General features: G+C 70.0%; 18 protein-coding genes and 1 tRNA gene. 15 read left to right on the top strand and 4 right to left on the bottom strand.

Going from position 1 to position 20,083, the window contains the following annotated elements:
• The first annotated feature begins 154 nt into the window (after nt 1-154).
• The 5 genes from desA (at nt 155) to QQM72_RS24920 (ending at nt 6,112) form a co-directional block, all read left to right on the top strand.
• Nucleotides 155-1,597 carry a lysine decarboxylase DesA gene (gene desA / locus QQM72_RS24940; RefSeq protein WP_314223084.1) on the top strand — a complete coding sequence of 481 codons (1,443 nt, stop codon included), beginning with the start codon at nt 155-157 and terminating at the stop codon, nt 1,595-1,597.
• Complete coding sequence (locus tag QQM72_RS24935) at nt 1,581-2,855, top strand: lysine N(6)-hydroxylase/L-ornithine N(5)-oxygenase family protein (RefSeq protein WP_314223083.1); 1,275 nt, start codon at nt 1,581-1,583, stop codon at nt 2,853-2,855. The genes desA and QQM72_RS24935 overlap by 17 nt, the downstream gene beginning before the upstream one ends.
• Entirely contained in the window at nt 2,852-3,406 is a 555-nt protein-coding gene (locus QQM72_RS24930; protein ID WP_314223082.1) for a GNAT family N-acetyltransferase, read from the top strand. Before QQM72_RS24935 ends, QQM72_RS24930 begins: the two co-directional genes overlap by 4 nt.
• Nucleotides 3,403-5,172, top strand: coding sequence for an IucA/IucC family protein (locus tag QQM72_RS24925; RefSeq protein WP_314223081.1), 1,770 nt, complete (start codon nt 3,403-3,405; stop codon nt 5,170-5,172). The genes QQM72_RS24930 and QQM72_RS24925 overlap by 4 nt, the downstream gene beginning before the upstream one ends.
• A gap of 70 nt (nt 5,173-5,242) precedes the next feature.
• On the top strand, nt 5,243-6,112 hold the full coding sequence (locus QQM72_RS24920; RefSeq protein WP_314223080.1) for a DUF4429 domain-containing protein: 870 nt from the start codon (nt 5,243-5,245) through the stop codon (nt 6,110-6,112).
• A 91-nt stretch (nt 6,113-6,203) separates the two neighbouring features.
• Here the strand turns inward: QQM72_RS24920 and QQM72_RS24915 are convergent, their stop codons facing one another.
• Nucleotides 6,204-7,775, bottom strand: coding sequence for a purple acid phosphatase family protein (locus QQM72_RS24915; RefSeq protein ID WP_314223079.1), 1,572 nt, complete (start codon nt 7,773-7,775; stop codon nt 6,204-6,206).
• Nucleotides 7,776-7,961: 186 nt separating this feature from the next.
• On the opposite strand from QQM72_RS24915, the gene QQM72_RS24910 reads away from it, so the two are divergent.
• Both QQM72_RS24910 and glmS read left to right on the top strand, forming a co-directional pair.
• Nucleotides 7,962-8,219, top strand: a complete 258-nt coding sequence (locus QQM72_RS24910; protein ID WP_189918144.1) for a hypothetical protein — start codon at nt 7,962-7,964, stop codon at nt 8,217-8,219.
• A 24-nt stretch (nt 8,220-8,243) separates the two neighbouring features.
• Complete coding sequence (gene glmS, locus QQM72_RS24905; RefSeq protein WP_307163479.1) at nt 8,244-10,061, top strand: glutamine--fructose-6-phosphate transaminase (isomerizing); 1,818 nt, start codon at nt 8,244-8,246, stop codon at nt 10,059-10,061.
• 100 nt (nt 10,062-10,161) lie between these two features.
• On the opposite strand, the gene QQM72_RS24900 is transcribed toward glmS, so the two are convergent.
• Together QQM72_RS24900 and QQM72_RS24895 are read right to left on the bottom strand one after the other, a co-directional pair.
• Nucleotides 10,162-10,728: a GPR1/FUN34/YaaH family transporter gene (locus QQM72_RS24900; protein WP_314223078.1), complete on the bottom strand. Its 567-nt coding sequence runs from the start codon at nt 10,726-10,728 to the stop codon at nt 10,162-10,164.
• Nucleotides 10,729-10,881: 153 nt separating this feature from the next.
• Nucleotides 10,882-11,409 (bottom strand): universal stress protein, encoded by a 528-nt coding sequence (locus QQM72_RS24895; protein ID WP_057600310.1) that lies wholly within the window; start codon nt 11,407-11,409, stop codon nt 10,882-10,884.
• 396 nt (nt 11,410-11,805) lie between these two features.
• Between QQM72_RS24895 and QQM72_RS24890 the strand changes: the two genes are divergently transcribed.
• The 5 genes from QQM72_RS24890 to QQM72_RS24870 all read left to right on the top strand — a co-directional run bounded on the left by QQM72_RS24890 (nt 11,806) and on the right by QQM72_RS24870 (nt 15,219).
• A complete protein-coding gene (locus QQM72_RS24890; protein ID WP_314223077.1) occupies nt 11,806-12,135 on the top strand; it encodes a hypothetical protein in 330 nt (109 codons plus the stop codon).
• 377 nt (nt 12,136-12,512) lie between these two features.
• On the top strand, nt 12,513-13,745 hold the full coding sequence (locus QQM72_RS24885; protein WP_314223076.1) for a helix-turn-helix domain-containing protein: 1,233 nt from the start codon (nt 12,513-12,515) through the stop codon (nt 13,743-13,745).
• Nucleotides 13,746-13,858: 113 nt separating this feature from the next.
• On the top strand, nt 13,859-14,461 hold the full coding sequence (gene orn / locus QQM72_RS24880) for an oligoribonuclease (RefSeq protein WP_314223075.1): 603 nt from the start codon (nt 13,859-13,861) through the stop codon (nt 14,459-14,461).
• A gap of 106 nt (nt 14,462-14,567) precedes the next feature.
• A tRNA-His gene (locus QQM72_RS24875) sits at nt 14,568-14,640 on the top strand.
• 66 nt (nt 14,641-14,706) lie between these two features.
• Entirely contained in the window at nt 14,707-15,219 is a 513-nt protein-coding gene (locus QQM72_RS24870) for a GNAT family N-acetyltransferase (RefSeq protein WP_314223074.1), read from the top strand.
• A gap of 12 nt (nt 15,220-15,231) precedes the next feature.
• Here the strand turns inward: QQM72_RS24870 and QQM72_RS24865 are convergent, their stop codons facing one another.
• Complete coding sequence (locus QQM72_RS24865; RefSeq protein WP_314223073.1) at nt 15,232-16,287, bottom strand: LacI family DNA-binding transcriptional regulator; 1,056 nt, start codon at nt 16,285-16,287, stop codon at nt 15,232-15,234.
• 473 nt (nt 16,288-16,760) lie between these two features.
• On the opposite strand from QQM72_RS24865, the gene QQM72_RS24860 reads away from it, so the two are divergent.
• From QQM72_RS24860 to QQM72_RS24850, 3 genes are read left to right on the top strand one after another with little or no spacing between them, the layout of a single operon-like run.
• Nucleotides 16,761-18,089: an ABC transporter substrate-binding protein gene (locus tag QQM72_RS24860; RefSeq protein ID WP_314223072.1), complete on the top strand. Its 1,329-nt coding sequence runs from the start codon at nt 16,761-16,763 to the stop codon at nt 18,087-18,089.
• Nucleotides 18,090-18,094: 5 nt separating this feature from the next.
• The gene (locus tag QQM72_RS24855; RefSeq protein WP_314223197.1) at nt 18,095-19,105 is read left to right on the top strand and encodes a carbohydrate ABC transporter permease; all 1,011 of its coding nucleotides are present in this window, start codon (nt 18,095-18,097) and stop codon (nt 19,103-19,105) included.
• Nucleotides 19,106-19,146: 41 nt separating this feature from the next.
• A complete protein-coding gene (locus QQM72_RS24850; protein ID WP_314223196.1) occupies nt 19,147-20,034 on the top strand; it encodes a carbohydrate ABC transporter permease in 888 nt (295 codons plus the stop codon).
• The last annotated feature ends 49 nt before the right edge of the window (nt 20,035-20,083 follow it).

Here is a 20,083-nt window from a genome sequence, read left to right as displayed (position 1 = left end):
CAGTTGTGCGGGGGCATCGACGTGATCACGGTCACGGCAGGGGCAAGGTTCCCCCCGCGTTACTTAGGTTAGGCTAACCTAAGTCGAGCCAAGGCTCCGCCCCCTGGCCCGTCCCGCAGCAGACCTCGTCCCCACCCCCCGGAGGACCCCCACCATGCGCTCGCACCTGCTCAATGACACGACCGCGGAGCAGTACCGCCGCTCCGTGACCGAAGGAGTAGAGCGGGTGGCCGCCAAAATCGCCGCCACCGACCGTCCGTTCACCGGCGTCTCGGTCGACGCCCTCGCGCCCCGCATCGACGGGATCGACCTGGACAAGCCGCTGCACGACACCACGGCCGTCCTGGACGAGCTGGAGGAGGTCTACCTCCGCGACGCGGTCTACTTCCACCACCCCCGCTACCTCGCCCACCTCAACTGCCCGGTCGTCATCCCCGCCGTGCTGGGCGAAGCGGTCCTGTCGGCCGTCAACTCCTCCCTCGACACCTGGGACCAGTCGGCCGGCGGCACCCTCATCGAGCGCAAACTGATCGACTGGACGACGGCCCGGATCGGCCTCGGCCCGGCCGCCGACGGGGTGTTCACCTCCGGCGGCACCCAGTCCAACCTCCAGGCGCTGCTGCTCGCCCGCGAGGAGGCCAAAGCGGAGTCCCTCGCCGACCTGCGCGTCTTCGCCTCCGAGGTCAGCCACTTCAGCGTGAAGAAGTCCGCGAAACTGCTGGGCCTCGGACCCGACGCGGTGGTGTCCGTCCCGGTCGACAACGACAAGCGGATGCAGACCCTCGCGCTCGCCCGCGAGCTGGAGCGGTGCAAGGACGCCGGCCTGACGCCCATGGCCGTGGTCGCCACCGCCGGCACCACCGACTTCGGCTCCATCGACCCGCTGCCCGGGATAGCCGAGCTGTGCGACCGGTACGGGACCTGGATGCACGTCGACGCGGCCTACGGCTGCGGCCTGCTGGCCTCCGTGAAGTACCGGGACCGGATCGACGGCATCGAGCGCGCCGACTCCGTCACCGTCGACTACCACAAGTCCTTCTTCCAGCCGGTGAGTTCGTCGGCAGTGCTGGTCCGCGACGCGGCCACGCTCCGCCACGCCACCTATCACGCCGAGTACCTCAACCCGCGCCGCGCGGTGCAGGAACGCATCCCCAACCAGGTGGACAAGTCCCTGCAGACCACGCGCCGCTTCGACGCGCTCAAACTGTGGATGACCCTGCGGACCATGGGCGCCGACGGCATCGGGCAGCTCTTCGACGAGGTCTGCGGCCTGGCCGCCGAGGGCTGGCGCCTGCTGGCCGCCGACCCGCGCTTCGACGTCGTCGTCCGGCCGTCGCTCTCCACCCTCGTCTTCCGCTACATCCCCGCCGCCGTCACCGACCCGGCCGAGATCGACCGCGCCAACCTCTACGCCCGCAAGGCCCTGTTCGCGTCCGGTGACGCGGTGGTCGCGGGCACGAAGGTCGGCGCCCGCCACTACCTGAAGTTCACCCTGCTGAACCCCGAGACGACGACCGAAGACATCGCCGCCGTCCTCGACCTGATCGCCGGCCACGCCGAGCAGTACCTGGGAGAGTCCCTTGACCGCGCTTCCTGAAGCCAGCCACACCCATGACTTCGTGGGGATCGGGCTCGGCCCCTTCAACCTCGGCCTCGCCTGCCTCACCGAGCCCATCGACACGCTCGACGGCGTCTTCCTGGAGTCCAAGCCGGACTTCGAGTGGCACGCCGGCATGTTCCTCGACGGCGCCCACCTCCAGACGCCGTTCATGTCGGACCTGGTCACCCTGGCCGACCCGACCTCGCCGTACTCCTTCCTCAACTACCTGAAGGAGAAAGGCCGGCTGTACTCGTTCTACATCCGCGAGAACTTCTACCCGCTGCGGGTCGAGTACGACGACTACTGCCGCTGGGCCGCGAACAAGCTGAGCGGCGTGCGCTTCTCGACGACGGTCGCGGAAGTGACGTACGAGGACGACGTGTACGTCGTGCGGACCACCGCCGGCGAGCGGTACCGCGGCCGTCACCTCGTCCTCGGCACCGGCACGCCCCCGTACGTCCCCGAGGCCTGCGCGGACCTGGGCGGCGACTTCCTGCACAACTCCCGCTATCTGCGGCACAAGGCGGAACTCCAGAAGAAGGAGTCGATCACGCTGGTCGGCTCGGGGCAGTCGGCCGCCGAGATCTACTACGACCTGCTCGGCGAGATCGACGTCCACGGCTACCGGCTGAACTGGGTCACCCGCTCCCCGCGCTTCTTCCCGCTGGAGTACACCAAGCTCACGCTGGAGATGACCTCCCCGGAGTACATCGACTACTTCCGTGAGCTGCCGGAGCAGACCCGCTACCGCCTCACGGCCGAGCAGAAGAACCTCTTCAAGGGCATCGACGGCGATCTCATCAACGAGATCTTCGACCTGCTCTACCAGAAGAGCCTCGGCGGCCCGGTGCCCACCCGGCTGCTCACCAACTCCTCGCTGACGAGCGCGCGTTACGCCGACGGCACCTACACCCTCGGCTTCCGCCAGGACGAGCAGGGCAAGGACTTCGAGCTGAGCTCCCAGGGGCTGGTCCTGGCCACCGGCTACAGGTACACCGAGCCGGAGTTCCTCGCGCCCGTCCGGGACAGACTGCGCTACGACTCCCACGGCAACTTCGACGTCGCCCGCAACTACTCCATCGACACCACCGGCCGGGGCGTGTTCCTGCAGAACGCGGGCGCGCACACCCACAGCATCACCTCCCCCGACCTCGGCATGGGGGCGTACCGCAACAGCTCGATCATCCGTGACCTGCTCGGCAGCGAGTACTACCCGGTCGAGAAGACCATCGCGTTCCAGGAGTTCGCCGTATGAGCACGACCACGGCCGCCGTCGGCCGTCTCACCCTGCGCCCGCTCGACCCCGTCGGGGACGCCGAGCTGCTGCACGGCTGGGTCACCCACCCCAAGGCCGCGTACTGGATGATGCAGAGCGCGAAACCGGTGGACGTCGAGCGCGCCTACCTGGACATCGCGGCCGACGAGCACAGCCACGCCCTCATCGGCCTGCACGACGGCGAGCCCGCGTTCCTGATGGAGTACTACGACCCGGCCCACCGTGAGCTGGTCGGCCTGTACGAGCCGCGGCCCGGCGACGTCGGCATGCACTTCCTGGTCGCCCCCACCGACCGGCCCGTGCACGGGTTCACGCGGGCCGTGATCACCACCGTGATGGCCCGCCTCTTCGACGACCCGGCCACCTCCCGGGTCGTCGTCGAGCCGGACGTCTCCAACACGGCGGTGCACGCCCTCAACAAGGCCGTCGGGTTCGTGCCCGAGCGGGAGATCCAGAAGCCGGAGAAGCGGGCGTTGCTGAGCTTCTGCACCCGCGAGCAGTTCGTCGCGGCGACGGGGGTGCGGGCATGAGCCTCGCCGACTCCGTCGCCCACCTCTCCCCCGAGCGCTGGGAGAAGGCCAACCGCCTGCTCGTCCGCAAGGCCCTCGCGGAGTTCGCGCACGAGCGCCTGTTCACCCCCGAGGAGAAGGACGGCCGCTTCGTCGTCCGCAGCGACGACGGGCTGACCTGCTACCGCTTCACGGCGGTCCGCCACGCCCTCGACCACTGGCAGGTGGACGCCGACTCCATCACCCGTACCCGCGACGAGGCCGAACTCCCGCTCACCGCGCTGGACTTCTTCATCGAGCTGAAGAAGACGCTGGGCCTGAGCGAGGAGATCCTGCCGGTCTACCTGGAGGAGATCTCCTCCACCCTCTCCGGCACCTGCTACAAACTGACCAAACCGCGGATCACGTCGGCGGAGCTGGTCAGGAGCGGCTTCCAGGCCATCGAGGCCGGGATGACCGAGGGCCACCCCTGCTTCGTCGCCAACAACGGGCGGCTCGGCTTCGGCATCCACGAGTACCTGTCGTACGCCCCGGAGGCGGCGAACCCGGTCCGGCTGGTGTGGCTGGCCGCGCACCGCTCGCGGGCCGCGTTCACGGCGGGCGTCGGCATCGCGTACGAGTCGTTCGTGCGGGAGGAGCTGGGCGAGAAGACGGTCGAGCGGTTCGACGCCGTCCTGCGCGAGCAGGACCGCGACCCGGACGACTACCTCCTCATCCCCGTCCACCCCTGGCAGTGGTGGAACAAGCTCACCGTCACCTTCGCCGCCGAGATCGCCCGCGGGAACCTGGTGTGCCTGGGCGAGGGCGACGACGAGTACCTGGCGCAGCAGTCCATCCGGACGTTCTTCAACTCCTCGCACCCCGAGAAGCACTATGTGAAGACGGCCCTGTCCGTCCTCAACATGGGCTTCATGCGCGGCCTCTCGGCCGCCTACATGGAGGCGACCCCGGCCATCAACGACTGGCTGGCCCAGCTCATCGACAACGACCCGGTGCTGCGCTCGACGGGCCTGTCGATCATCCGGGAGCGGGCGGCCGTCGGCTACCGGCACCTGGAGTACGAGGCCGCGACCGACCGCTACTCGCCGTACCGCAAGATGCTGGCCGCGCTGTGGCGCGAGAGCCCGGTGCCGACGCTCCGGGACGGCGAGTCGCTCGCGACCATGGCCTCCCTGGTCCATGTGGACCACGAGGGCAGCTCGGTGGCCGGCGCGCTGATCGAGCAGTCGGGCCTGACGCCGACCGAGTGGCTGCGCGGCTACCTCCAGGCGTACTACACCCCGCTCCTGCACAGCTTCTACGCCTACGACCTGGTGTTCATGCCGCACGGCGAGAACACCATCCTGGTCCTGAAGGACGGGGCGGTGCAGCGGGCGATCTACAAGGACATCGCCGAGGAGATCGCGGTCATGGACCCGGACGCGGTGCTGCCGCCCGAGGTCCGGCGCATCCGCGTCGAGGTGCCCGAGGACAAGAAGCTGCTGTCCATCTTCACGGACGTCTTCGACTGCTTCTTCCGCTTCCTCGCGGCCGGCCTGGCAACCGAGGGGATCCTCGGTGAGGACGACTTCTGGCGCACGGTCGCCGAGGTCACCCGCGCCTACCAGGAGGCGAACCCCGAACTGGCCGACAGGTTCCGCCAGTACGACATGTTCGCCCCCGAGTTCGCCCTGTCCTGCCTCAACCGTCTCCAGCTGCGCGACAACAGGCAGATGGTGGACCTGGCGGACCCGTCGGGCGCCCTCCAGCTGATCGGAACCCTCAGGAATCCCGTCACGGGGTTCTGATCCGGACAGACGGGCGCCCCCGAGTACGGTCCTCGGGGGCGCCCGTCGCCATGTTTGGAAGAATCCTCCCATGGCGGAAATCATCCAGAAGGACGGCACCTGGGTCTTCGACGGCGATGCCCTGCGGCTGACCCCGGGCCGGGACAAGAACGTCAGCCCGCTGCGCAGGGAACTGGGTGAACTGATCGTCCCCCTGGGCGCGTTGGCCGGGCTGTCCTTCGAGCAGGGAAGGAAGACCGGGCGGCTGCGGCTACGGCTGCGGGACGGCGCCGACCCGCTGCTCCAGGCGACCGGCGGACGGCTGACCGAGCCGCACGATCCGTACCAGCTGCTCGTCGAATCCGACCGGTACGGGGTCGCCGAGTACCTCGTGGACGAGGTGCGCCAGGCCCTGCTCCTCGACGAGGTGCCGACCGACCCGGTGGACGCGTATCTGCTGCCCGGCCCGTCGGTGCCCCTGTCCGCCTCCGCCGGGGACGGCACGGCGGGCTTCGACGGTGAGCGGGTACGCCTGGAGTGGAACTGGAAGACCGAGGAGTCCAAGGCCTCCGCGGGCGCCCGCACCATCGGCGTCGCGGAGATCGAGGCGGTGGAGTGGCAGCCCGCGGTCGGCCTCGAGAACGGCTGTCTGCGCTTCCGGCTGCGTCACGCCCCGACGAAGGCGCCGGCCAAGTACGACCCCAACGCCGTGGAGCTGTGGGGGTTCAGGAAGGACCCGCTGATGGCGCTCGTCGCGGCGGCCGTGCAGGCCAGGCTGCCCCACCCGGCGGCCGGATCCCGTGAGGCCGTACCCGCGCAGCGCGAGGCGGAGTCCGCCGGCGGGGACGACCACGACGCGCTGCTGCGCCGGCTGCGCGAACTCGGCGAGCTGCGCCGTGACGGCGTCCTGACGGACGAGGAGTTCGCGATGGCCAAACAGGCGGTCCTCAGGCGCCTTTAGCGCGGACGAGGACCGCCTGCCGACGCGGGAGTGCGGGTGGGGGTGTGCCGGTGGCTGTGCGCCCCGCCCTCCGGGCGCACAGCCACCGGGCCTACTTCGCCTTGCGGGCCACCGTGAAGTGGTCGACCTGGTCACCGGTCTCGGCGATGCCGCGCACGGTCAGCGTGGCGGTGCGGCCCTTCGCGGCCGGGGTCACGTCCACCCGCAGGAACGAGTAGTCGAGGTAGCGCACGCGCGACCAGGTGACGGTCTCGTCGACCTTGCCGTCCTCGGTGTTGACGAAGGACGCGACGGAGTCGACCTCGTTCTCGTGGCCCTCGTAGGAGAGCGGGGCGCTGAAGGCGTACAGGCTGCGGCCGGCCGCGCCCGCCGTGACGTAGACCACGCCGTCGGTCTCGGGGTACGCCGTGCCGCCGATCGGGAGCTTCTTGGTGACGGCGCCCTTCTTGAGGACGTCGGTGCGCTCGTACTGGTGGTTGTGGCCGTTGATGACCAGGTCCACCGTGTACTTCTCGAACAGCGGCACCCACTCCTGGCGCACGCCCCCCTCCGAGGCGTGCGCGGTGGAGGTGCAGTAGGCGCAGTGGTGGAAGAAGACCACGACGAAGTCGACGTCCTTGGACGCCCGGTACTTCTTGAGCTGCGTCTCCAGCCACCTGGTCTGGGTGCCGCCCGAGATGCCGAGGTTGGCCGGGATCTCGAAGGAGATGTCGTTGGCGTCGAGCGAGATCACCGCCGTGTTGCCGTAGACGAAGGTGTAGACGCCCGGGAGGTTCTTCGCGTCGGGGCCGTTGTCCGGGAGGTTCCAGCGGGCGTCCTCGCCGCCGTAGCCGTTGGGCGAGTACCAGGCCTCCATGTCGTGGTTGCCGTAGGCCGGCATCCACGGGACGGACTTGGCGACGGACTCGGTCTGGGCGAGGAACTGGTCCCAGACGCGGGAGTCGAAGCCGGTGTCGCTGGTCTTGCCCTGGCCGGCCGGGTCGGCGTAGGCGATGTCGCCGGCGTGCAGGTGGAAGGCCGGGTTCTGGCCGAGGAGGAGGCTGTTGTTGGCGAGGCCGTGGTAGCCGACGCCCTCGTCGCCGAAGGCGGTGAAGGTGAACGGCGCCTTGTGGTCGGGGGCGGTGGTGAAGGTGCCGAGGGTGCCGAGGAGGTGGGCGGCGGCCGGGTCGAAGCCCGCGTGGCCGACGCCGTAGTAGTACGTCCTGCCGGGCTTGAGGTGGGTGAGTTCGGCGTGCAGGTAGTACTGGGTGTGGTCGCCGCCGGCGCCGACACCGGCCGGGGTGTGGAGGGTGCGCACCTCGGCCTCGATCCTGCGGGAGAGGTCCGAGGGGTGGGCGCCGATCCGGATGAAGGGCTTCTTCACCGCGAGCGGGACCTGCCAGGAGACCGTGATCTCGGTGCGCGGGTCCCTGCCGTAGGCGAGGTGGCGCCCGAAGGGGGCGACGAGGGCGCCGTCGACGTGCTCGGCGGCCGGCGTGGTCTTCGGGGTCCGCGCCGGCACGGCCGCCTGTGCCGTGGCGCCGGTCACGAACGCGCCACCCGTGACGGCGCCCAGGGTGACGGCGCCGCCTCTGATCATCGTGCGCCGGGAGAACCTGGCGCGCAGGTACTCGTGCTGCTCGGCCATGCTCATGCGGTCGGCGAGCTGCTCGGGTACGCCCATGCGAGGAGTGTCCATGACGTCTGAAAATGGTCGCCTCGGGCGACGGGCCGCAAGACGCCATATGGACGGTGCGCGAACAGCGGCTCATAACACATTCAATGTTCCCCCAAGGCTCCTTAACAGGTGCCTGCCCGAAATCGGGCACGATTCTTGCGAAACCGGCTCGCGTACCCCAGGATCTACCGGGTGCACGACGAACTCGTTGATCACCTGACGCGCTCCACGCCCCTCCAGCGGGGCGAGGCGCTACGGGTGATCCAGGACGTGCTCGCCTACTTCGACGAGACGACCGAGGACTACGTCCGTCGCCGCCACCGCGAGCTCCAGGCCCAGGGCCTGGTCAACGCGGAGATCTTCGAACGGGTCGAGGCGGACCTGAAATACCGTGCGGTGGCGCCGCCCGAGCTCACGCTCAGGCAACTGCGGCGCATCGTCTACGGGTGATCGAAAGCTTGGGGATACCTACATATGTGCGGAATCGTCGGATACATCGGCAGGCGTGACGTGGCCCCGCTGCTGCTCGAGGGCCTTCAGCGGCTCGAGTACCGCGGCTACGACTCGGCGGGCATCGTCGTCACCTCGCCGAAGACGGCCGGCCTGAAGATGGTCAAGGCCAAGGGCCGGGTCCGCGACCTGGAGGCCAAGGTCCCGGCGCGCTTCAAGGGCACCACCGGCATCGCCCACACCCGCTGGGCCACCCACGGCGCCCCCTCCGACGTGAACGCCCACCCGCACATGTCGGCCGACCTCAAGGTCGCGGTCGTCCACAACGGGATCATCGACAACGCCTCCGACCTGCGCAAGAAGCTCGAGGCCGACGGCGTCGAGTTCCTCTCCGAGACGGACACCGAGGTCCTCGTCCACCTCGTCGCCCGCGCCCAGGCCGACAAGCTCGAGGACAAGGTCCGCGAGGCGCTGCGGGTGGTCGAGGGCACCTACGGCATCGCCGTGATGCACGCCGACTTCAACGACCGGATCGTCGTCGCCCGCAACGGCTCCCCGGTCGTCCTCGGCATCGGCGAGAAGGAGATGTTCGTCGCCTCGGACATCGCCGCGCTGGTCGCCCACACCCGCCAGATCGTCACCCTCGACGACGGCGAGATGGCCACCCTGAAGGCCGACGACTTCCGCACCTACACGACCGAGGGCACCCGCACCACGGCCGAGCCGACCACCGTCGAGTGGGAGGCCGCCTCCTACGACATGGGCGGCCACGACACCTACATGCACAAGGAGATCCACGAGCAGGCCGACGCCGTGGACCGCGTGCTGCGCGGCCGCATCGACGACCGGTTCTCCACCGTGCACCTCGGCGGCCTCAACCTGGACGCCCGCGAGGCGCGCCAGATCCGCCGGGTGAAGATCCTCGGCTGCGGCACCTCGTACCACGCGGGCATGATCGGCGCGCAGATGATCGAGGAGCTCGCCCGCATCCCCGCGGACGCCGAGCCCGCCTCCGAGTTCCGCTACCGCAACGCGGTCGTGGACCCCGACACCCTGTACATCGCCGTCTCGCAGTCCGGTGAGACGTACGACGTGCTGGCGGCCGTCCAGGAGCTGAAGCGCAAGGGCGCCCGGGTGCTGGGCGTGGTCAACGTGGTCGGCTCGGCGATCGCCCGCGAGGCCGACGGCGGCGTGTACGTGCACGCGGGCCCCGAGGTCTGCGTCGTCTCGACGAAGTGCTTCACCAACACCACGGTCGCCTTCGCGCTGCTCGCCCTGCACCTGGGCCGCACCCGCGACCTCTCCGTGCGCGACGGCAAGCGGATCATCGAGGGCCTGCGCAAGCTGCCCGCGCAGATCGCCGAGATCATGGAGCAGGAGGCGGAGATCGAGAAGCTGGCCGAGACGCTCGCCGAGGCCCGCTCGATGCTCTTCATCGGCCGCGTCCGGGGCTACCCGGTCGCCCGTGAGGCCTCGCTGAAGCTCAAGGAGGTCTCGTACATCCACGCCGAGGCCTACCCGGCCTCCGAGCTCAAGCACGGCCCGCTGGCCCTCATCGAGCCCGCGCTCCCGACGGTCGCGATCGTCCCCGACGACGACCTGCTGGAGAAGAACCGCGCCGCTCTGGAGGAGATCAAGGCCCGCAGCGGAAAGATCATCGCGGTCGCCCACCGGGAGCAGGAGAAGGCCGACCAGACGGTCGTCGTCCCCAAGAACGAGGACGAACTCGACCCGATCCTGATGGGCATCCCGCTCCAGCTCCTCGCCTACTACACGGCGAAGGCGCTCGGCCGCGACATCGACAAGCCGCGCAACCTGGCGAAGTCGGTGACGGTGGAGTAGTCCTCCCCGCTCGCACGGAACGGCCCCCCACGCGCGCCACCTGCGCGTGGGGGGCCGTTCTCCTGCCGGGGACGCCCAACTCCCCGGCGCCGGCTGCCGATCAGCCCGTGGCCGTCACGCCCGGGCGGGCAGCACGTCGCGGAACCGCCGTGGGCCAGTGGGCCAGCGCCGCGGTCGCCGCGTACCAGGCCACCGCGCCCGCCGCGACGGCGAACCAGCCGCCGACCTTGGTGAGCCCGTCGCTGTCGGCGAACCGGGCGACGGCCATCAGCACCAGCCCGACACAGAACAACCCGTAGGTGCCCTGGCCTAGTTGGTCGCCACCGGCGAGGGTCAGGGAGAGCGCCACGAGGGCGAACAGGAGCAGGAAGAGCCCCGCGGCGTTGTCGGAGACCTGGGCGCCGGCGGAGACCGCCCAGGTGAACCAGAAGGCGCCGAGGACGGTGTAGGCGGTGCCGGCGGCCGCGTCGCGGTCCCGGAGGGCGAACAGGCCGGCGAGGAACAGTGCGACGCCGCCGACGTAATGGGCGATGGATACGGCGTCCGCAGCCGTCACGCCGTCGATGAGGTCGGTGTACCCGAGCCCGAAGGCCAACAGGGTGACACCCAGGGCGAGTCGGCCGGCGATCGTGGTGGTGCTGCTTCCCGCAGAGACGTCGTTGTCCACGGCGGGCTCCCTTCATGCATGTGCAGTTGTGTGAGCGGTATATGCCCTTCACAAAAGCACAAACACCCCTACGCGCCAGTAGATTTACGCTGCGCGACAAGGGGGGGGGGGACGGACCTACCCGGATCTCATCTCACCTGGGAGGACCGCGAGTTACGGAATGACAACGACCGGCCGCTTGGCCCGCTTGGCGAGCCGCCCCGCGACCGAGCCGAAGATCCGGCCGACGATCCCGTGCGTCGAGCCGACGACGATCGCGTCGGCCTCGTACTCCCGCCCGACCTCTTCGAGTTCGTGGCAGATGTCGCCGCCGCGCTCGACCAGGATCCAGGGCACCTCGGCGAGGTACTCCGCGCAGGCGAGCTCCAGACCGAGCACCTCGGTGCGGTGGTCCGGCACGTCGACGAAGACGGGCGGCTCGCAGCCGGCCCACACCGTGGTGGGCAGCCGGTTGGCGACATGGACGATGATCAGGCCGGAGCCGGAGCGGTGGGCCATGCCGATGGCGTACGCGAGCGCGCGTTCACTGGACGTGGAACCGTCGAAGCCGACGACCACGCCGTGCTTGAAGGCCGGATCGCAGGAATGGCGTGCGTCTTCCGCCGCCTGGGGCTCGGCCGCCGTAGGGTCGGCGACGGGCCGCTTGCGGTCCGCGGGTTCGAAGAATTCGTGACCGGCCATGGCTGTCTCGGCGTATTGATCCTTATACGGGTGGGACGCGGCGGTGGGAGCAACGGAGCTGTCCGGGAATCATCTTCCCAACCCCATACCCCCAAGGGTACGGCGGCACGCCTCCAAGGCCCAGTTCCCGCACGCCCCCGGTGGGGGTTCCAGGGAGCATGCACGAGCGGACGCCCGTAACGCAATGGTTGCTGCCCCGTACAGGCGGTTTGCACAGGATTCCCTGACGCGGGACCGCCGCCGACAGTGACCGACCGCTCGAACAGCCGTTGAACCCCGTGCACCACCGCCCCACCGCCGCTCCACCGCCGCTCCATCACAGTCGTCCGACCGCCGCCGCACCCCGTCTCGCGCACCGCCGTCCTCGCACCACCGCCCCAGGAAGGAGACCGCCCCGTGCCCACGCCCCGCGCCGCCCCCGAGCCCCGCCCCGGCGACGAGCGGTCGACCGACCTGATCCGCTGGGCGGCCTTCAGCTGCTTCCTGGTCCCGGTGGTCCTCCTCTGGTACGGCACCTCGCTGGCCGGAGCCACCGGGACCGCCCTGGGGCTCGCCGCCGTCACGGCCGTCTGCCGGGTGCTGCTGCGCCGGTCCGAGCGGTGCGCGGCCCGATTGCTCGACGAGGAGCCCGCGCCCCGGGCGCACCCCCGGGGGCGCCATCAGCGCACCGGGACGGGGTCACACCGTGGCGGTCGTCACTCCGGGGGAAACTCACCGGCCGGTTGACCGGTTTTCACGCACGGACCCGCTTCTTTTCAGCCAACTTCCGGTGATGGCGCATCCCTTGCCCCCACCACCCCCCACCCCCCGTTCCACCTGCACGGAAAGGGCCTCAGGGGCCCTGCGCACCCTACGGGGATTGGCCACCGCACCGAGGCGCACTTCCCTGCACGGCCCACGAGTGCAACGCTTCGTGATCGAATGCTTCACGCCAAGTTGCCATGTCGACAATCTGCCGGGTGGCGAAGTGGCCACGCCGGCATTGTGCGACACGTTAGATTCGATCTTGACTGTCTACGGCGGGGGACTCGTGCAGGACCGAGGGGAAACGTGCAGGAGCGACACAACCGAGGAGCCGCGACCACCGAGGGGGGCTTAGCAGGATGAGCCACGACTCCACTGCCGCGCCGGAAGCCGCGGCCCGGAAACTCTCCGGGCGACGCCGCAAGGAGATCGTCGCGGTGCTGCTGTTCAGCGGCGGCCCCATTTTCGAGAGTTCCATTCCGCTGTCGGTGTTCGGGATTGACCGCCAGGACGCCGGCGTACCGCGCTACCGCTTGCTGGTGTGCGGTGGCGAAGAAGGCCCGCTGCGGACCACAGGGGGCCTGGAACTCACCGCGCCACACGGCCTGGAGGCGATCGCACGGGCGGGCACGGTCGTCGTGCCGGCCTGGCGTTCGATCACCTCGCCGCCGCCGGAGGACGCGCTCGACGCGCTGCGCCGGGCGCACGAGGAGGGTGCCCGCATCGTGGGCCTGTGCACCGGCGCGTTCGTGCTGGCAGCCGCGGGTCTGCTGGACGGCCGCCCGGCCACCACCCACTGGATGTACGCGCCGACGCTGGCCAAGCGCTATCCGTCGGTACACGTGGATCCGCGCGAACTGTTCGTCGACGACGGCGATGTGCTGACGTCGGCGGGGACGGCGGCCGGAATCGACCTCTGTCTGCACATCGTGCGGACGGATCACGGTAACGAGGCCGCGGGCGCGCTGGCCCGGCGGCTGGTCGTCCCGCCACGCCGGTCCGGTGGTCAGGAGCGCTACCTCGACCGGTCTTTACCGGAGGAGATCGGCGCCGACCCGCTCGCCGAGGTCGTCGCCTGGGCGCTGGAGCATCTCCACGAGCAGTTCGACGTGGAGACGCTGGCGGCACGCGCCTACATGAGCCGCCGCACGTTCGACCGCCGCTTCCGGTCCCTGACCGGCAGCGCGCCGCTCCAGTGGCTGATCACCCAGCGGGTGCTCCAGGCGCAGCGCCTGCTGGAGACGTCGGACTACTCGGTGGACGAGGTCGCGGGTCGCTGCGGCTTCCGCTCGCCGGTGGCCCTGCGCGGCCACTTCCGCCGGCAGCTCGGCTCGTCCCCGGCGGCGTACCGGGCGGCCTACCGGGCCCGCAGGCCGCAGGGCGAACGGCAGACGGACAACGAACCGTCGCCGCCACCACCGCCGCAGGCGCTGCACCCGGACGCTCCGGGACCGGTGCCGCCACAGCTGCGGCGCACGGCCTCGGCGGCGGCCGGTGCGATGGGCTCCTCGGCGTCCCTGCCGTCCGAGCACGCGCGGGACGCGTACGCGACCTCGCGGGCGAGTCTGCCGGGACAGCGCAGCGGTAGCTGAGCGGGCGGCTGGACCTCTCGAGCGCCGGCCGGGCCCAGACCCGGCCGGCGCTCGGGCACGAGAGCGCCCACGCGGGGCACCGCAAAAGCCGACGTCAGCTTTAGGGTGGTCGCATGAACGATCGCATGGTCTGGATCGACTGCGAGATGACCGGCCTCTCGCTGTCGGACGACGCTCTCATCGAGGTTGCCGCCCTCGTCACCGACTCCGAGCTGAACGTGCTCGGCGACGGTGTCGACATCGTCATCCGCCCGCCGGCCCGGGCGCTGGAGACGATGCCGGAGGTGGTGCGCGAGATGCACACCACCTCCGGACTGCTCGACGAGCTGGCGGGCGGGACGACCCTCGCCGAGGCAGAGGCCCAGGTGCTGGCGTACGTACGGGAGCACGTGAAGGAGCCGGGCAAGGCGCCGCTGTGCGGCAACTCCGTCGGCACGGACCGCGGCTTCCTGGCGCGGGACATGACCGCCCTCGAGGGCTACCTCCACTACCGGATCGTCGACGTGTCGTCGATCAAGGAGCTCGCCCGGCGCTGGTACCCGCGGGCGTACTTCAACAGCCCCCCGAAGAACGGCAACCACCGCGCCCTCGCCGACATCCGCGAATCCATCGCGGAACTGCGCTACTACCGCGAGGCGGTCTTCGTGCCGCAGCCCGGGCCGGACTCCGACACCGCCAGGACCATCGCCGCGAAGCACGTGCTGCCCAGCAGCTGACGGGGCCCCGTAAAAGGCGTGCACGAGCACCCCCTCGGACCCTGTACACTTTTTCTCGGCCGGTAGGGAGAACGCGGGAGACCGCAGAATCCAACTGCCGGGCGTGGTGGGTGTAGCTCAGCTGGTAGAGCACCTGGTTGTGGTCCAGGATGCCGCGGGTTCAAGTCCCGTCACTCACCCTGAGTCATCAGCCGGTGACTTCCCGCAAGGGGAGTCACCGGCTGATGTGTTTCCCGGGAGGGGTCATGCGCCCGAGCGTCCCTGCCGAGCCGTTCGCGACCGCCCGGCTCGATGTCGTCCCGCTGCGCGTCGACCACGCGGCGGAGATGGCGATCGTCCTGGGCGATCCCGCGCTGCACTCCTTCATCGGCGGCGCCCCCGGCACACCCGAGGCCCTGCGCGCCCGCTACGAACGGCTCGTCGCCGGTTCGCCGGACCCGTCCGTCTCCTGGTGCAACTGGGTGCTGCGGGTGCCGGAAGCCGACCGGCCGGCCGGGACCCTGCAGGCGACCGTGACCGGGCGGGACCACGCCGAGATCGCCTGGGTCGTCGGTACCCGCCGGCAGGGCCGCGGCCTCGCCCGCGAGGCGGCCGCGGGACTCGTCGGCCTGCTGCGGGTCCAGGGCGTGCGCACGATCGTCGCCCACATCCACCCCGACCACCACGCGTCCGCGGCCGTGGCCCGCGCCGCCGGACTCACGGCCACCGCGGAGCGGCGGGACGGCGAGGTGCGGTGGCGGCTGGTCGTCGCGCCGTGAACCGTGCCCCGCTCAGGAGGAGGAGCGCCCCACCAGCTCCGTCGCCAGTACGACCTGGCGCCGCTCCAGGCCCCGCGACACCGCGGGACGGCGGTCCGCGATCTCCGTGAGGAGCAGGTCCAGCATCCTGCGGCCCATCTCCTCGATGGGCTGGCGGACGCTCGTCAGCGGCGGGTCCATGTGCCGGGCGATCGCCGAGTCGTCGTAGCCGACCATCGCGATGTCCTCCGGGAGCCGGCGGCCCGCCTCGCGCAGTGCCCGGCGGGCGCCGGCCGCCATGACGTCGGAGCCCGCGAAGACGGCGTCGAGGGAGGGGTTGCGGGCGAGGAGCTCCCCCATCGCGCGGTGTCCGCCCTCCTCGGTGAAGTCACCCGGGGCGATCAGGCCCTCGTCCGGCGGGTATCCCGCGTCGCGCAGGGCGTCCCGGTAGCCGTCGACGCGCCGCTGGGCGCCGTAGACGTCCAGGCGGCCCGTGATGTGGGCGATGTGGGTGCGGCCCCGGGACAGCAGGTGCTCCACCGCCGAGCGGGCGCCGCCGTAGTTGTCGGAGTCCACGGACGGGAGGGTCTCCGCGGCGGAGCGCGGGCCGCTGATCACGGCCGGGATCTCCAGCTGGGCCAGCAGATCGGGCAGCGGGTCGTCGGCGTGGACCGAGACCAGGAGAACCCCGTCGACGCGGTGCGCCGCCAGGTACTGGGCGAGCCGGCGTCGTTCGCGATCGCTACCCGCGAAGATCAGCAGCAGCTGCATCTCGGTGTCGGAGAGCTCCGCGCCCACGCCGCGCAGCATGTCCGAGAAGTACGGCTCGGCGAAGAAGCGGGTCTCCGGCTCGGGGACCACCAGCGCGATCGCGTCCGTGCGGTTGGCGGCCAGGGCACGGGCCGCGGTGTTGGGGACGTAGCCGAGCTCGGCGACGGCCGCCTCGACGGCCGCGCGGGTCGCGTCACTGACTCTCGGCGAGCCGTTGATCACCCGGGAGACCGTGCCGCGGCCGACACCGGCGCGTGCGGCCACCTCTTCGAGAGTCGGCCGCCCTCCGCTCCGGCTCCGCGCTCCGTGGCTTGCCATGGGCCCCGCCTTCCCGCCGTCGTACACGCTGGCCTGGAATCTAACAGCCCCGTCCGTTCAGCCCATCTTCGCCGACGGCCACCGCCCCCGGGGACCCGCTTCGGCCCCACGGGGGCCCGCACCCGTACGCCGGACGGGCCTCACTCAGGACGCCGGACGGGCCTCGACTCAGGACGCCGGGCGGCGCAACTCCCCGCCACGGGACGGCTCGTCCGTCGCCGCTCACGGCCGGAAAGCGCTGTCCCCGCGAGTTAGCTAACAGGCCGATAACTGAACGCATCTCTGCGCGCTCCCACCCTTGACACCCCCGCCCGAACCGACGACTCTTCAACACATCACCTGTGGGAGCGCTCCCACGGTACCTGACACATACACATCCCGCACGTTCCCCGCCCGAGCCGCAGCGAGTAACTAACGGGCCCAACAATGCAGTTGGCCGGGGGGTCGGCACGTCAGGGCAACAGGAGGACGCAATGCGAGCACGTACCCGAACCACCCGCCGGGTGGTGGTCCTGGCGGCCGTGGCGTCGCTGGGCGCCGGGCTGCTGGCCGGCTGTGCCGACGACGGCAACGACGACGCTTCCGACGGCTCGTCGTCGGGCAGCGGCAAGGGCAAGACGACGATCACGCTCGGTCTGTTCGGCACGATGGGCTTCAAGGAGGCCGGTCTCTACACCGAGTACGAGAAGCTCCACCCCGACATCAAGATCGCCGAGAACGTCACGGAGCGGAACGAGAACTACTACCCGGCGCTCCTCAACCACCTCACGACCAACAGCGGCCTGATGGACGTCCAGGCCATCGAGGTCGGCAACATAGCCGAGGTCGTCGCCACCCAGGCGGCCAAGTTCGAGGACATGTCCAAGGTCTCGGGCGTCGACAAGAGCAAGTGGCTGGACTGGAAGTGGTCGCAGGGCACCACCAAGGACGGCCAGACGATCGCGCTCGGCACCGACGTCGGCCCGATGGCCCTCTGCTACCGCAAGGACCTCTTCCAGGCGGCCGGTCTGCCCACCGACCGCGAGGCGGTCGGCAAGCTGTGGGCGGGTGACTGGAACAAGTTCATCGCCACCGGCGAGCAGTACAAGGCGAAGGCCAAGGCCGGCACCTTCTTCATGGACTCCCCCGGCGGCCTGATCAACGCCATCCTCAGCAGTGAGAAGGAGAAGTTCTACGACTCCTCCGGCGAGATCATCTACAAGTCGAACCCGGCCGTGAAGGACGCCTTCGACCTGACCGCGAAGGCCGCCGAGGAGGGCCTGGTCCAGGCCCAGACGCAGTTCCAGCCGGCCTGGGACACCACGATCGCCAACAGCAAGTTCGCCACCATCGCCTGCCCGCCGTGGATGCTCGGCACCATCAAGGGCAAGGCGAAGGCCGAGGACGCCGGCAAGTGGGACGTGGCCGTCGCACCCAAGTCCGGCAACTGGGGCGGCTCCTTCCTGGGTGTGCCGAAGAGCGGCAAGCACGTGAAGGAGGCCGAGGCGTTCATCACCTGGCTGACCGCGCCCGAGCAGCAGGCGAAGCTGTTCAAGGTGCAGGGCTCCTTCCCCAGCACCCCGAGCGCGTACACGATGCCCGAGGTGACCGGCGCGAAGAACGACATGACCGGTGACTCGCCGATCGGTACGGTCTTCTCCGAGGCCGCCAAGACCGCTCCCGTGCAGGTGATCGGCCCGAAGGACCAGATCATCCAGCAGGGCCTGACCGACAACGGCGTCATCCTCGTGACGAAGGGCAAGTCGGCGGCGGAGGCCTGGAAGACGGCCACCAAGACCATCGACAACAACCTGGACAAGTGACCCGAATGGCCACCCGCCACGACACCGCCGCGCCCCCCACCAAGGAGGGGGGCGCGGCCCCGGGCCGCCCGGCCGCCGTTCCCACGGAGGCGGAGAAGCGGCATCGGGCCCGGCTCTCCCGCCGCTGGCAGCGGGACAAGCGCTGGAGCCCGTACGCCTTCGTCTCGCCGTTCTTCCTGCTGTTCCTCGCGTTCGGCCTGTTCCCGCTGGTCTACACCGGCTGGGCGTCGCTGCACCAGGTGGAGCTGACCGCGCCCACCGACATGGAGTGGGTGGGGATGCGCAACTACACGCGCATCTTCGACGACGACTTCTTCTGGAACGCGGCGAAGAACACCCTGACGATCGGGATCATCTCGACCGTTCCGCAGCTGCTGATGGCGATGGGCCTCGCCCACATCCTCAACTACAAGCTGCGCGCCTCGACCTTCTACCGGGTCGCGATGCTCGCGCCGTACGCGACCTCGATCGCGGCCGCCTCGCTGGTCTTCGTGCTGCTCTTCGGGCGCGACTACGGCATGATCAACTGGGCGCTGCACTTCGTCGGGATCGACGCGATCGACTGGCAGAACGACAAGTGGCCGTCGCAGATCGCCGTCTCGTCGATCGTGATCTGGCGGTGGACCGGCTACAACGCGCTGATCTACCTGGCCGCGATGCAGGCGATCCCGCAGGACCTGTACGAGTCGGCGGCGCTGGACGGCGCCAGCCGCTGGAAGCAGTTCCTGCACGTCACGCTGCCGTCGCTGCGGCCGACGATCCTGTTCACGGTCGTCGTCTCGACGATCGGCGCCAGTCAGGTCTTCGGCGAACCGCTGCTGTTCGACGCCAACAAGGGCGCGTCGGGCGGCGCGGAGCACCAGTTCCAGACGCTGGGTCTGTACCTGTACGAGCAGGGCTGGGTGAACCAGCACCTGGGCCGGGCCTCGGCGATCGCCTGGACGATGTTCCTGATCCTGATCGTGATCGGCATCGTCAACTACGTCATCTCGCGCCGGCTGCGCGCCAGTAGTTAGGAGTACCGGCCGTGACGACGACGACAACGACCGCGAAGTCCGTGGAACCCGAGGGCGCCGTGCCGACGGCCCGGAAGGTGCGCCGGCCGAAGTCCGCGCGGGCCGGCGGGCAGATGCACGGCGGCCCGATCGCCTACATCATCCTGGGCGTGTTCACCATCGTTTCGCTGTTCCCCCTGGTGTGGACGGCGATCGCGGCGTCCCGCGACAACAACCGGCTGGCGCAGAACCCGCCGCCCTTCGTGTTCGGCTCCAACCTCTTCCACAACCTGGACGTGGCCTGGAACGACGCGAACCTGGGCAAGGCGTTCGTCAACACGACGATCGTGGCGGGGACTTCGGCGGCGACGATCGTCTTCCTGTCGACGATCGCCGGGTTCGCCTTCGCCAAGCTCCGGTTCCGGGGCCGGGGCGCGCTGATGCTGATCGTGATCGGCACGATGATGGTGCCGCCGCAGCTGAGCATCATCCCGCTGTACATGATGGTCGCCAAGCTGGAGTGGACCGACCAGCTCCAGGCGGTGATCCTGCCGTCGCTGGTGAGCGCGTTCGGTGTGTTCTTCATGCGGCAGTACCTCATCCAGGCGCTGCCCGACGAGATCATCGAGGCGGCCCGGGTGGACGGCGCGAGCAGCTGGCGCGTGGTGTGGCACGTGGTGTTCCCCGCGGCGCGCCCCGCGATGGCGGTGCTCGGCATGCTGATGTTCGTGCAGACGTGGAACGACTTCCTGTGGCCGTTCCTGGTGCTGAGCCAGACCGGCAACCCGACCGTGCAGGTCGCGGTCGCGGGCCTCGGCCGCGGGTACACCCCGGACCAGTCCCTGATCATGGCGGGCGCGCTGCTGGGCACGCTGCCGCTGCTGCTGGTCTTCGCGATCTTCGGCAAGCAGATCGTGGGCGGCATCATGCAGGGCGCCGTGAAGGGCTGAGGACGCGTCGCGACCGCGTACGACGCCTTGACGACGCCTGACGACGCCC

It is taken from the genome of Streptomyces zaehneri, assembly GCF_032248645.1.
Taxonomy (GTDB): Bacteria; Actinomycetota; Actinomycetes; order Streptomycetales; family Streptomycetaceae; genus Streptomyces; species Streptomyces coriariae.
This window is presented reverse-complemented; position numbering and strand designations above follow the sequence as displayed.